The sequence below is a fragment of the Lentzea sp. NPDC058450 genome, from assembly GCF_042721395.1.
GTDB lineage: Bacteria > Actinomycetota > Actinomycetes > Mycobacteriales > Pseudonocardiaceae > Lentzea.
This window is the reverse complement of record NZ_JBHXLO010000014.1, coordinates 146,069-158,164: the sequence shown is the minus strand read 5'-3', so window position 1 is coordinate 158,164 and position 12,096 is coordinate 146,069. Positions and strand designations below refer to the sequence as shown.

The 12,096-nt window shown below is 70.0% G+C and carries 12 protein-coding genes; 5 read left to right on the top strand and 7 right to left on the bottom strand.

Annotated elements, in window-relative coordinates; genetic code table 11:
* The first annotated feature begins 203 nt into the window (after window positions 1–203).
* Both ACFWNN_RS22745 and ACFWNN_RS22740 read left to right on the top strand, forming a co-directional pair.
* Window positions 204–410: a hypothetical protein gene (locus ACFWNN_RS22745; RefSeq protein ID WP_382441922.1), complete on the top strand. Its 207-nt coding sequence runs from the start codon at window positions 204–206 to the stop codon at window positions 408–410.
* A gap of 71 nt (window positions 411–481) precedes the next feature.
* Window positions 482–769 carry a DUF3040 domain-containing protein gene (locus tag ACFWNN_RS22740; protein ID WP_382441921.1) on the top strand — a complete coding sequence of 96 codons (288 nt, stop codon included), beginning with the start codon at window positions 482–484 and terminating at the stop codon, window positions 767–769.
* Here ACFWNN_RS22740 and ACFWNN_RS22735 read toward each other — a convergent pair.
* Both ACFWNN_RS22735 and ACFWNN_RS22730 read right to left on the bottom strand, forming a co-directional pair.
* Window positions 766–1,110: an MmcQ/YjbR family DNA-binding protein gene (locus ACFWNN_RS22735; protein WP_382441920.1), complete on the bottom strand. Its 345-nt coding sequence runs from the start codon at window positions 1,108–1,110 to the stop codon at window positions 766–768. The two genes, ACFWNN_RS22740 and ACFWNN_RS22735, sit on opposite strands and share 4 nt — an antisense overlap.
* A 52-nt stretch (window positions 1,111–1,162) precedes the next feature.
* Complete coding sequence (locus tag ACFWNN_RS22730; RefSeq protein WP_382441919.1) at window positions 1,163–3,448, bottom strand: ATP-binding protein; 2,286 nt, start codon at window positions 3,446–3,448, stop codon at window positions 1,163–1,165.
* Window positions 3,449–3,496: 48 nt separating this feature from the next.
* On the opposite strand from ACFWNN_RS22730, the gene ACFWNN_RS22725 reads away from it, so the two are divergent.
* From ACFWNN_RS22725 to ACFWNN_RS22715, 3 genes are read left to right on the top strand one after another with little or no spacing between them, the layout of a single operon-like run.
* Window positions 3,497–5,410, top strand: coding sequence for a PP2C family protein-serine/threonine phosphatase (locus tag ACFWNN_RS22725; RefSeq protein ID WP_382441918.1), 1,914 nt, complete (start codon window positions 3,497–3,499; stop codon window positions 5,408–5,410).
* On the top strand, window positions 5,407–5,847 hold the full coding sequence (locus ACFWNN_RS22720) for a response regulator (protein WP_382441917.1): 441 nt from the start codon (window positions 5,407–5,409) through the stop codon (window positions 5,845–5,847). Before ACFWNN_RS22725 ends, ACFWNN_RS22720 begins: the two co-directional genes overlap by 4 nt.
* The gene (locus tag ACFWNN_RS22715) at window positions 5,844–6,419 is read left to right on the top strand and encodes a biliverdin-producing heme oxygenase (RefSeq protein ID WP_382441916.1); all 576 of its coding nucleotides are present in this window, start codon (window positions 5,844–5,846) and stop codon (window positions 6,417–6,419) included. Before ACFWNN_RS22720 ends, ACFWNN_RS22715 begins: the two co-directional genes overlap by 4 nt.
* On the opposite strand, the gene ACFWNN_RS22710 is transcribed toward ACFWNN_RS22715, so the two are convergent.
* Genes ACFWNN_RS22710 through ACFWNN_RS22690 form a run of 5 tightly spaced genes read right to left on the bottom strand, consistent with a single transcriptional unit; the run spans window position 6,381 to window position 11,908 of the window.
* The gene (locus tag ACFWNN_RS22710) at window positions 6,381–7,370 is read right to left on the bottom strand and encodes an ABC transporter ATP-binding protein (RefSeq protein WP_382441915.1); all 990 of its coding nucleotides are present in this window, start codon (window positions 7,368–7,370) and stop codon (window positions 6,381–6,383) included. The genes ACFWNN_RS22715 and ACFWNN_RS22710 overlap by 39 nt on opposite strands.
* On the bottom strand, window positions 7,367–8,248 hold the full coding sequence (locus tag ACFWNN_RS22705) for an ABC transporter permease (protein ID WP_382441914.1): 882 nt from the start codon (window positions 8,246–8,248) through the stop codon (window positions 7,367–7,369). Before ACFWNN_RS22705 ends, ACFWNN_RS22710 begins: the two co-directional genes overlap by 4 nt.
* Window positions 8,248–9,228 (bottom strand): ABC transporter permease, encoded by a 981-nt coding sequence (locus ACFWNN_RS22700; protein ID WP_382441913.1) that lies wholly within the window; start codon window positions 9,226–9,228, stop codon window positions 8,248–8,250. Before ACFWNN_RS22700 ends, ACFWNN_RS22705 begins: the two co-directional genes overlap by 1 nt.
* A complete protein-coding gene (locus ACFWNN_RS22695; RefSeq protein WP_382441912.1) occupies window positions 9,225–10,259 on the bottom strand; it encodes an ABC transporter ATP-binding protein in 1,035 nt (344 codons plus the stop codon). The genes ACFWNN_RS22700 and ACFWNN_RS22695 overlap by 4 nt, the downstream gene beginning before the upstream one ends.
* Window positions 10,256–11,908, bottom strand: coding sequence for an ABC transporter substrate-binding protein (locus ACFWNN_RS22690; RefSeq protein WP_382441911.1), 1,653 nt, complete (start codon window positions 11,906–11,908; stop codon window positions 10,256–10,258). The genes ACFWNN_RS22695 and ACFWNN_RS22690 overlap by 4 nt, the downstream gene beginning before the upstream one ends.
* Window positions 11,909–12,096: the final 188 nt, after the last annotated feature.

Sequence of the window (12,096 nt, the reverse complement as noted above, 5' to 3'; positions counted from 1 at the left end):
CGGGAGGGCCTCGAAACGGCTCACGGACCGCTGAGCGTGCCCTCGTTCCCGAGGACACGCTCCGGCAGTCGGGTTGCTTGTCGGAGCACCCACTGCCGCGGCCCATTATCGCCACTATCTAGCAATAGCCATATGCTCGCAAGTGATCGAGTGCGGTGAGGACTGGCCACGCGCACCGGCCTGGCGACGAGTTGGTGGTTGCGATGCATGGAGTGGGCGGCGCCTTGGTGCTCGCGGGGGCGTCCCTGCTGGTGGGGTCGGCGGCCTTCCTGCTGGCGTTCGCGCTGGTCAGGGATGATCCGACACTGCCGAGAACGGCCAGAGGACTCGTGCTCAAGCTGCGCGTGACGCAAGCGGTGATGGTCTTGGCGGCGGTGGCCGTGTGTGCCGGTTTGTGGTTGGACCGGTAGAGAGGGGAACCTCGGGCCGTTTCGTGCGTTGGTTCTGGTGAACGCCCAGCGATCCACCGGGAGGACCGGACGTGAAACTGCCGGACCACGAGCAGCGCGAACTCGAAGAGATCGAGCGAAGACTGGCCGAGGACGACCCCAAGTTCGCGGCGAAGCTCAACCGGCCCGCGCCCAGGGTGCCGCGGCGGACCCTGGTTCTCGGCGGGGTGCTCGCGTTTTACGTGGCGGGCCTGGTCGTCGTGATGGCCGGGGTGTCGGTGGGCTCCGTGGTGCTCATCGGGCTCGGGGCGGCCATGGTGCTCGCGGTGTTCGGCTGGTTCGCCGTGCGGGCCTGGCGCGCGCACCAGGACCAGGACTAGGCCGAGCGGTCGAACGCCCCGCGCACCTTCGCCGGGGCCTTGATTCGCCATGCCTGCTCGACCAGTTCGGCGAGCTGGCCGGGGTCCACCAAAGCCAGGTCGACCAGGATCGCGCCGTAGCCGTCGTAGTGCGCCGTCGTGTAGAACGCCGGGTCGCCGGACGCCAGCAGCGCCGCCTTCTCGTCCAGGCCGCACATCAGGACCAGGCCGCCTTCGGCCTCGCTGCGCAGCCGCGCGAAGCCCTTGCCCGCCACTTTCAGCGACGGCGTGCGGTACCAGGTCGACTCCTCGACCTCCGGCAGCCGCGTGCCCATCATCACCACGTCGTCCCAGGTAGCCATGCCTGCCATGGTCGCAGCGGGCGGGGCCACCCGCCTTGGACGAATGGAAACTTCAGCGCGGCAGCGTGAACACCACGGTGGTGCCGCCGCCGGGCGTGGCCTGCAGCTGCACGGAACCGCCGTGGCGTTCGACGATGCGGTGCACGATCGCGAGGCCCGCGCCGTGGCCGCCGCCGTGCGCGTCACGTTTGTGCAGCCTGCGGAACAGCCGCAGCACCTCGGTGCGGTGCTCGGGCGCGATGCCGATGCCGTTGTCCCGCACGTGCACCGCTGAGCCGTCCAAGACGATCTCCACCGTGCGCGGCGCCTCGGCGCGGGCGTACTTCGCGGCGTTGACCAGCAGGTTCACCAGGACTTCGGACAGCCGGTCGGGGTCTGCCCACACCAACTGGCCCGGCGGGGGCAGGACGACCTCGACCTCGCGCTCGGTCAGCCTGGGGCCCGCGATCTCCAGGGCCGCCAGCACGGCGTCGCGCAGGTCGAGGTCGGAGCGCCGCAACGCGCCGTGGCCCAGCTGGGCGAAGTGCAGCAGGGAGTTGATCAGCTCGTCCATCCGCTGGGCCAGCCGCTGCACGGTGTCGAGCCGGCGGACGGTCGTGTCGTCCAGGTCGTCGGCGTCCTCGCGGATGAACGCCGTGGAGTTGAAGATGCCGCGCAGGGGTTCCTTCAGCTCGTGCGCTGCCACGTGCGCGTACGTGTCCAGGTCGCGGTTCGCGCGGCTGAGCTCCTCGTTCAACGTCGTCAGGCGTGCGTGGTGGCGCAGCACCATCGTGGTGACGGCACGGCCGAACTCGCTCGCGACCGCTTCGTCCGTGGCCGTCCACGGCACGCAGTACCCCCGCGTCACGGCCTGGTAGACGGCCGACGAGCCGCGCGGCGTGAGGCGTTCGCCGCGCTCACCCAGCTGCACGGGCTTGCTCGGGTCGGTCGCCCACGTGCGGCTCGCCCGGCGTTCGGGGCGCACCCAGGCGATCAGGTCGTCCGTGCCGCTGGCCAGCGCGAGCACCAGCACCCCGCTGAGGTGTTCCGCGTGCGCTGCCAGGGAGTCGGCGTGCGCGGAGAGGTTGTCCGTGCTCCACACCTCACCGGCGTTCAACGGCGGCACGACGTCCCACAACGCGCTCAACGCGGGCAGCAACGCCTCCCGGTCGCCGCTCACCACGGTCGTCGCACCCTCCAGCCGCAGCACGACGGCCTGGGCGTCGATCAGCTCGTGCAGCAGGTCGACGCTGGTCGAGACGGACTGGGTGATGTCCGTGCTCAGCTCGGTGACCAGCCGCGACAACGCCGTGCGGGTGTCGTGCCGGGCCCGGGAGGTCTGCGCCTCCTCCAGCGCGGCCAGCTGCAGCGACAGCGTCACGCCGAAGAACTCGCAGGCCGACCGCACCTCCGGGTCGAGCCGGCGCGGAGCGATGCCGTGGCACGCGATGAGCCCCCACAACGACCCGGAGTGCAGCAACGACACCGACATCGAGGACGCCACCCCGATGTTGCGCAGGTACTCCAGGTGGAACGACGACACCGTGCGCAACGCCGAGTCGGACAGGTCGAGCGGCGCCGACGTGCCCGGCAGCACCTGGGGGACCAACGTGGCCGTGGCATCGTCCACGTCGTGGATCACCCGGATCCAGTTGCGCTCGTACAGCCGCCGGGCCTGCGGCGGGATGTCGGTCGCCGGGAACCACAGCCCGAGCCACGGCTCCAGCCCGTCCGCCACCGACTCGGCGATCACCTCACCGGGACCGGCCTGGCCCTCGAACCGGTACGCCACCACCCGGTCGTACCCGGTCAGCGCGCGGATCTCGGCCACCGCGGACGCGCACACGTCGACGACGGTCCGTTCGTGCTGGAGCTTGGTCAGCGAGGCGCGCAGACGCGGGAAGAACTGGGAGAACCGGAACGCCTCCTGCGCGGGCCGGGGCTCGAACTCCAGCACCGTCCTGCCGTCCGCGCGGTAGACCGTGACGTCGAAGTGGCCCCCGCGCAGCTCCAGCCCGGCCAGTCCGCGGTCCCCGGTCGGCGCCTCCAGGGTCGACCGCACCGCCTCGACGCCGTCCGCGCCGATCAGCGCCTCGACCGGCGTGCCGAGCAGCGCTTCCGGCGCCACGCCGAGCACGGCCGTCGTGTTCGCGCTGGCGACCTCGATCACGCCCGCGCCGTCCACCGCGAGCAGGGCGCCGTAGGACTGGATGCCTCCCAGCAGGTGAATCGGCTCGGTCAGGCATACCGTGAGGTCGAACGACGTCGTGCCCGCCTCGGCCTCCGCCCGAGCGATCTCGGCCCACTCGGCCCCCAGCGCGCCCTCATCGGTACCGGGACGTTCTTGATCGTCGTGCATACTCGTTCCTGCTCCCGGTGGACGTGCGGAAAGGAGGTGCCGGGCCGCGTGAGCGAGCGAGAAGCACCGACCTGGCCGGACCTCCTGCACGCGTTGTGGCGGACCGCGTTCGCGGCGGGCAGCACCAAGGTCTTCGCGAAGGAACTCTACTTGGGGCTCCTGGAACTGCCGCACGTTCGCGGCGTGCTCGGGGCCCGCATCGTCCCGGCCGGCGACGTGCCGGTCGTGCGGTGGGCCGACCACGACCACGGTGTGCTGAGCGGCCCGGCGGGCCTGTCCGCCGACGTCCGGCCGTGGGTGGCCAAGTCACCCGAACTCGTGACGCGGGACGTCGGCCAGGCGAAGATCTCGGACCTCACCGTCGACGAGGTGGCGGCGTTCGCCCCGGCACTGGCCGAACGGATGCGCGAGGTCGGCGGACTGGCCGTGGTGGCCGCGTCGTTCCGCGCCGCCGAGGGCGACCGGGGCCTGCTGCTCGTCACCCTGGACGCCGCGCCGCGGGACGGGCAGATCGCGACCGCGCTCGGGCAGATCGCTGACGTGGTGATCGCGGCGGACGACCGGATCGCCGACCAGGCGTTGCTCGACACGCGGCTGGCGGCGGACGCGGTGCTGGCCGAGGTGTCGCTGCGGCTGGCGGGGTCGCTCGACGTCGAGGAGACGCTGCGCGCGGTCGTGCGGATGGCGGTGCCCGGACTCGCCGACGGCGCCGCCGTGCACGTCCAGCGCGACGACAGACTGGTCCAGATCGCGGCCGCCCACGTCGACGTGCGCCGGGAACGCCTGCTCAACGAGCACCTGCGGCACGGCCGGTGGGCCGGGGTGCAGGAGTCGGGCGACGAGATCGACGCGATGGAGTCGCTGCTGCCCGCCGACGTGGGCCTGGAGCTGATGACCAGCGCAGTCCTGCGCGCTCGCGGCCGGGTGCTCGGCGTGCTCACGTTCTTCCACCGCTCCGGGGCGCGCCGCGTGCCCACCCGCGAGTTCGTGCGCGACATCGCGGCACGGGCGGCGCTCGCCATCGACAACGCCACCCTCTACGGCCAGCGGCGCGCGGAGGTCGAGGAGCTCCAGCTGCACCTGCTGCCGTCGGTGCTGCCGGACCTGCCCGGCGTCGAGATCGCCACCGGCTACAACGTCGCGGGCCACCTGCTGGAGGTCGGCGGCGACTTCTACGGCGTCGTCCGGCAGCCGGACGGCTTCACCGCGCTCATCGGCGACGTCTGCGGCCGAGGGGCGGCCGCGGCGGCGTTGACGGGCCTGGCCCGGCACACGGTCGAGACCATCCTGGAGGAGGGCGGCCGGGCCGAGGACGCGGTGCGCCTGCTCAACGCCAAGATGCTGCGCAACGAGGTCGGCAAGTTCCTCACGCTGGCCACCATCACGTTCGGCACGGCGGGACCGGACGGGCTGCCGATGCACGCGCTGACCGCCGGCCACCCGCCACCGGTGATCATCCGCAGGGACGGCGGTGTCGAGGAGACCACCTGCCGGGGCCAGCTGGTCGGCGTGCTCGACGACCTGACGTTCACCCCGGCGGACCACGTGCTCCGGCCCGGCGACGCGGTGATCCTCTTCACCGACGGGCTGGTCGAGGCCCGCGACGCCGACGGCGCGTTCTTCGGCGACACCGACCTGGAACCGACGCTGGCGGCGTTGCACGACCTCCCGTTGCCGCGGATGGCGAGCACGCTGGTCGCGGGCGACGGCCGGTACGCCGTGGACGACGACGCGGCCGTGCTGCTGATCCGGTACCGGGGTGACCGCGCGCTCGACACGACACTCCCGGCGGACCAGGCGATCGAGGCCGCACTCGCCGCCGTCCGGTCGCTGGGCAGACCGGTGGACCGCCTCACCACCTCGCTCGAACCGGGCGACGTGCGGGTCACCGTGGACGGCGACGCCGAGTGGGCGCGGGTCGAGTTCCACCGAGGGGAAGAGACGTGGTGGGAGGTCCTGTGACGGCCGGCGAGGAACAGGTCGTGCTGGTCGTCGAGGACAGCGACGAGGACCGTGAGGCCATCCAGCGCGCCCTCTCGCGCTCGCACCCGGAGCTCGTGCTGGACTTCCTCCCCGACGGAGACCAGGTCGCGGACCGGCTGCGGGACGCCACCCGGCCGTTCCCGGTGCTGGTGCTGCTCGACCTGAACATGCCGGGCGTGGACGGCTACCGCGTGCTCACCGACCTGCGCGCCGACCCCGATCCCCGGCTCAAGGGCGTGATCGTCGTCGTGTTCACGTCCTCGACGACGTCGGCGGACATCGACCGGTGCTACGAGGCCGGGGCGGACAGCTACGTCTACAAGCCGGTGAACTTCACGTTGTTCCGGACGGTGCTCCAGGGCGCCGTCGACTACTGGCACACCAACGACTTCGTGCGTCCCAGCACGGACTTATGACGCTGCTGGCATTCCTGCGCACCGAGACCCGCGCGGCTCATCTCGCGCTGGAGGACGACCTCGGGTTCGGCCCGGACGCGATCTCGCTCACGCGGTACGAGGAGCTGCTGGCGACCTTCCTCGGGTTCCACGAGTCGCTCGAACCGGCGTTGGCCGACTCCATCACGAGGCACGGCCTGCCCTGGGAACTCTTACCCGGCGCGGCACATCTCCGTTCAGACCTGAGTGGACTCGGCTGGAGCGCGGAACGGATCAGCGCGATGCCACGATCGACGCCACCGGACGTGAGCACGCTTCCGGCGCTCATCGGCGCGCTGTACGTCGTCGAGGGCGCGCGGCTCGGCGGCCAGGTGATCACGCGCTGGGTCGCGGACGCCCTCGGGCCGGTGCCCGTCGCGTTCTTCGGCGGGGACGGGGACGCGCGGCGCAGGTTCCGGCGGTTCGCCGCGATGGCGGAGGCCGCCCTGCCCGCCACCGGCGTCCCGGCGGCGGGCGAGGCGGCGAACGCCTGCTTCTCGGCGTTCCGCGCCTGGTCAGGGCACCGCGACCGGGTGCAGCCAGCAGGCCACTGACCGGTCCTTCCTGCTCTGCCCGAGAGCGGGGGTCTGGCTGTCGCACACGTCCAGCGCACGAGGGCAGCGCGGGTGGAACGCGCAGCCGGTCGGCATCATCCGCAGGTCCGGTGGCGAGCCGGGGATGCCCGCGAGGTCGCGGCGCGGTCCCTTCAACGCGGGGAACGACCGCAGCAGCCCGTCGCTGTAGGGGTGCAGGGGAGTGCGGTAGAGGTCGGCCGACTGTGCCTCCTCGACCACCTGACCCGCGTACATGATCGCGATCCGGTCGGAGAACTCCACCAGCAGCGACAGGTCGTGGGTGATGAACACGACCGAGAACCCGAGCCGTTCGCGCAGGTCGACCAGCGTGCGCAGGATCTGCCGCTGCACCACCACGTCCAGCGCGGTGGTCGGCTCGTCCATGATCACCACGCGGGGTTGCAGGGCGAGCGCCATCGCGATCATCACCCGTTGCCGCATGCCGCCGGAGAGCTGGTGCGGGTAGCTGTGCAGCCGGTCCGTCGCGATGCCGACCAGGGTGAGCAACTCCCGCGCCCGGTCCTGACGGGTGCGGTGCGGCGTGCGCGGGGAGTGCGCCTTGAGCACGTCCATCAGCTGCGTGGAGATCCGTTGCACCGGGTTGAGCGAGTTGATCGCGCCCTGGAAGACGATGGCGATCTCGGACCACCGCAGCCGCCGCAGATCGGCGTCGGGCAGCCGCAGCAGGTCGACCGACGAACCGTCGTCCAGGTGGTAGATCACCTCGCCGCCCGTGACGACACCGGGCGGTGGCAGCAGCCTGGTCATGCCGTAGGCCAAAGTGGACTTACCGCTGCCGGATTCCCCGGCCAGGCCCAGCACTTCGCCCTTGTGCAGGGTCAGGTCGACGTCGCGGACCGCGCGCACCGCGTCGTCGCCCAGGCCGTAGCCGACGTTCAGCCCCCGCACGTCGAGGATGCGTTCCTTCATGACGACTCCTTGGTCAGCACCGGGGTGAAGCCGACGCGCATGCGCACGCCCCGCAGGGACGACCGGGAGCGCAGACGCGGGTTGACGTACTCGTCGATGCCGAAGTTGACCAGCGACAACGAGGTGCCGAGCAACGCGATCGCGAGACCGGCCGGCACGAACCACCACCAGGCGCCCTGGGCCAGCGCCTGCTGCGACTGGGCCCAGTAGAGCACCGTGCCCCAGTTCCAGCCGCCCGCGTCGGACACGCCGATGAACGCCAGGGTGATCTCGGAGATCACCGCGAACAGCACGGTGCCGACGAACCCGGACGCGATCACGGCGTACAGGTTCGGCAGGATCTCGAAGAGGACGATCCGCCACGTCGACTCGCCGTTCGCTCGCGCCGCCTCCACGTAGTCCCTGCGCCGCAGCGACAACGTCTGCGCCCGCAGCACGCGGGCGTTCCAGGCCCACGACGTCAGGCCGATCACCAGCGCGATCGTGAGGTTGCTCGTCTCGGGCAGCGACGACGTGATGATGACGATCAACGGCAGCGCCGGGATCACCAGGAACACGTTGGACAGCGCGGAAAGCCCTTCGCCGGCCGAGCCGCTGAGGTACCCGGCCGTGACGCCGACCAGCACCGACAGCACGGTCGCGACGACGCCCGCGACCGCGCCGACGAACACGACGCTGCGGGTGCCGGCCAGGACCTGGCTGAAGATGTCCTGGCCGAGGTGGGTGGTGCCGAACCAGTGCTCCGACGACGGCGGTTGCAGCAGGGCGTTGCTGCGTGCCGACGGTTCGAACGGCGCGAGCCACGGGCCGACGACCGCCAGCACGGCGAACACGCCGAGCGCGACGAGCCCGGCCAGCGCCTTGGGGTTGTGCCGCATCAGGCCTCCCTGCGGGTGCGCGGGTCCAGCGCCAGGTAGGCGACGTCCGCGAGGAGGTTCGCCAGCAGCACGGACAGCGTGATGATGAGGAAGATGCCCTGGAGCAACGGGTAGTCCTTCGCGCCCACGGCCTGGAACAGCTGGAGGCCGAGGCCGGGGTAGGAGAACACGATCTCCACCAGCAGCGTGCCGCCGACGATGAACCCGAGTGCCAGCGCGAAGCCGGACACGTTGGGCAGCAACGCGTTGCGGGCGGCGTAGGCGAGCATGACCCGGCGTTCGGGCAGGCCCTTGGCGTGCGCCACGGTCACGTAGTCGTCGGACGACACCGTCACCATCATGTTGCGCATGCTGAGGATCCAGCCGCTGACCGACGACACCAGGATCGTGAACGCGGGCAGCAGGCCGTGCTGGACGGTGCTGCCGATGAACTGCCAGTCCCAGTTCGGCACGAGCCCGATCTCGTACGCTCCGGACGCGGGGAAGAAGCTCCCTGGCCCGGTGAGCAGCGCGATCGCCACCAGGCCGAGCCAGAAGTACGGGATCGACGAGACGAACGTGGTGACCGGGATGAGCGAGTCCGCCCACGTGCCGCGCCGCCAGCCCACCAGGGCGCCCGCGGCCGTGCCGAGGAAGAAGCCGATCACGGTCGTGATGCCGACCAGGCCGACGGTCCACGGCAGGCCGTCGCCGATCACGTCCGCCACCGGGCTCGGGAAGAACGTGAACGACATCCCGAGGTCGCCGCGCAGCAGCTGGCCGAGGTACGAGAAGTACTGGCTGGCCAGGCTCTCGTTCTTGTCCAGTCCGAAGAGGACGTACAACGACCGGACGGCCTCGCTCGTCATCTGCCCGCGCTGCTTGGTGATCAGCGCCTGCACCGGGTCGCCCGGGATCATCCTCGGCACGAAGAAGTTGATCGTGACGGCCGCCCAGACGGTGAGCAGGTAGAAGCCGATCCGCTTGAGCAGGTAGCTCACGACGCCTCCTTCTCGCCGTAGAGCCAGCAGGCGGCGAAGTGCCCGTCACCCAGTTCGAACCGCGGCGGGACGTCCGTGCGGCAGACGTCCTTGGCGAACGGGCAGCGCGGGTGGAACCGACAGCCCGGCGGCGGCTCGATCAACGACGGCGGCTCGCCGAACCCGCCGTCCTTGTCCTCCACCGCCGGGCGGTCGGGGTCTGGGGCCGACTCGATCAGCAACTGCGTGTACGGGTGCGCCGGCCGTTGCGTGACGGTCTCGCTGTCGCCGCCTTCGACGATCTGGCCCGCGTACATCACGATCGTCTCGTCCGCGAAGTAACGTGCGGACGCGATGTCGTGCGTGATGTAGAGGATCGAGAGGTGCAGGCGTTCCTTCAGGTCCCGCAACAGGTTCAGCACGCCGAGCCGGATCGAGACGTCCAACATGGACACCGGTTCGTCGGCCAGCAGCACCTCCGGGCTCGCCGCCAGCGCCCGCGCGATCGCCACGCGCTGCCGTTGCCCGCCGGAGAGCTCGTGCGGGTACCGGTCGAGGTAGCGCTCGGCGGGCGTCAGGTGCACTCGGGTCAGCAGGTCCGCGAGCGACGTCTCCAGGTCGTCGCCGCGGTTGCCGTGGATGGTGAGCGCCCTGGTGAGGTGGTAGCGGATGGTGTGCACGGGGTTCAGCGAGGCGAACGGGTCCTGGAAGATCATCTGGACCCGCCGGCAGTACGCGCGGAACTTGCGGCCGCGGGTGAGACTGCTCTTCACGGCCACGTTCGCGCCGTGCAGCCGGATCTCGCCGGAGGTGAGCGGGTAGAGCTGGGCGAGCAGGCGCGCGACCGTCGACTTGCCCGAACCGGACTCGCCGACGAGCGCGGTCACGCTCGCCTTGCGCAGCTGGAACGACACTCCCTCGACCGCGCGCACCGCCTTCTTGGTGCGCGCGAACGGCTTGCTGACGGGGAAGTGCTTGGTGAGGCCGTCGGCCTCCAGGACGATCTCCGAAGAGACCGTCCCGGAGACCGCCGGCGCTGCCTCGGCCGTCACGAGGCAGGCCTCAGCTTCAGCACGATGTCGAGGGCGTTTTCGAGGGTCGGCTGAACGGGGGCGTACTGGTCGGAGTCACTCGGCCAGCCCACCCAGTTCTTGGTGCTGTACTGGCCGCCGCCGTTCGCGGCCGACGTGATGATCACCGGCATGTCCTGCACGAAGATCTTCTGCAGCTCCTGCAACGCCGCGTTGCGCACCGACTCGTCGGCCGCGTTCGCGAAGTCGTCGAGCGCCTTGGTGGCGGCGGGGTTCTCGTAGCGGCCGTAGTTGCCGTTGACACCGGCGGTGCCGATCGGCTTGTACAGCGCACCGTCCATGATGGACTGGTAGATGTCGTAGAGCGTCTGGCCGTTGTTGGTCCAGTGCATCGCGGCGCCGAAGTCGCCCACGTCGAGCGCCTTGGTCCACGCGTCGGCGTTCTGCAGGTTGACCGTGGCGTTGATGCCGATCTTGGAGAAGTTGTCCTTGATGATCTCCAGGTCGGTGACGTAGTCGGACCACCCGGACGGGACGGTGAGCGTGATCGTGACGGGCGCGCCGTCCTTGCCCTTCAAGGTGTTGCCGTCGAACGTGTAGCCCGCCTCGGTCAGGGCCTTCTTCGCGCCCTCGACGTCGACGGTCACCTTCTTGTCCTTGAACTGCGGGGCGATGAACGACTCACCGGCGGGCGTCGGGATGCCGGTGATGTTGTCGACCTTCGGGTAGAAGTAGCCGGCCTCGCCCTGCATGAAGATGTCGTCGCGGTTGACGACCATGTTCGCGGCGCGGCGCAGGGCCGGGTCGTCCCACGGCTTGTTCTTGGTGTTGAACCAGAGTCCGTGCACGCCGAGCACCGGCGGGAACCACAGCTTGTGGTTCTGCGGGTCCTTGCTGGTGTACGCGGCCTCGTAGTTGGGGATGAAGACGAAGCTCCACTCCGCGGCGCCCGTGGCGAGCGCGTTGGTCTGCGCGTTGTTGTCGCTGTAGGAGGTGTAGCGCAGCTCCTTGACCTTCGGGAGCTCCTGCCAGTACTTGTCCCGGACCGACAGCGTCACCGTCTGCGGGGTGAACGACTTCAGCGTGTACGGGCCGCTGCCGATCGGGTCCTTCAACGTCTCGGTCGACGGGTTGGCGAACGTCGACCACTGGTGCTTGGGCACCACGAACTGCTCGAGGATCTTCTTCTGGTTGACGAACTGCGACTTCGGGAAGCCGACGGTGACCTCGCTGCCGGAGAACGAGATGTCCTGGTACGGCACGCCTTCGATGTTGAGCCCCGGGTTCTTCTTGAGGAGCTCGAAGGTGTACGCCACGTCCTCGGCCGTCAGCGGCTTGCCGTCGGACCACGAGACGCCGTCGCGGATGGTGAGCGACAGCTTGTGGTAGTTCTCCGACCAGGTGAACTTCGTTGCCAGCCAAGGCTTCGGCTGGTCTGTCACCTTGACCTCGTTGACCATGGCGAGCGGTTCGAAGAGCAACCGCCGGTAGCCGAGCGACGAGGACGCCGACGAGTTGAGGAACGGGTTGTTGTTCTCGGTCTGGGGTCCGTTCGGCATGCCCACGTTGAGCACGCCCGCGGAGTTGCCCCCACTGCCTGGATTTGTGGCTGAACAGGCACCGGTGAACGCCAGGGCGGTCGCGGTGACGGCAGCGCAAACACGCCTCATTCTCATGGAAACTCCTTGTTCTCCAACGAAAGCGAGAAGAATCAAGTGAGCGCTGGGGAGAAGGTGACCGCGCGTGCCATCGCGGGTGAGGCCGTGGTGGCCCTCTGGTCGCCGTAGAGTAGACGCCTGACCTCTTGCGCAAGTCAATAACGAAGAGGTCACGACCCGAGGCTTATTTTTAGGCGCGA

What these genes read in the sequence shown, in the direction of transcription:
- ACFWNN_RS22745 (WP_382441922.1), top strand. Translation starts at nt 204, where the DNA reads ATGCATGGAGTGGGCGGCGCCTTGGTGCTCGCGGGGGCGTCCCTGCTG.
- ACFWNN_RS22735 (WP_382441920.1), bottom strand. Translation starts at nt 1,110, where the DNA reads ATGGCTACCTGGGACGACGTGGTGATGATGGGCACGCGGCTGCCGGAG.
- ACFWNN_RS22730 (WP_382441919.1), bottom strand. Translation starts at nt 3,448, where the DNA reads ATGCACGACGATCAAGAACGTCCCGGTACCGATGAGGGCGCGCTGGGG.
- ACFWNN_RS22715 (WP_382441916.1), top strand. Translation starts at nt 5,844, where the DNA reads ATGACGCTGCTGGCATTCCTGCGCACCGAGACCCGCGCGGCTCATCTC.
- ACFWNN_RS22710 (WP_382441915.1), bottom strand. Translation starts at nt 7,370, where the DNA reads ATGAAGGAACGCATCCTCGACGTGCGGGGGCTGAACGTCGGCTACGGC.
- ACFWNN_RS22705 (WP_382441914.1), bottom strand. Translation starts at nt 8,248, where the DNA reads ATGCGGCACAACCCCAAGGCGCTGGCCGGGCTCGTCGCGCTCGGCGTG.
- ACFWNN_RS22690 (WP_382441911.1), bottom strand. Translation starts at nt 11,908, where the DNA reads ATGAGGCGTGTTTGCGCTGCCGTCACCGCGACCGCCCTGGCGTTCACC.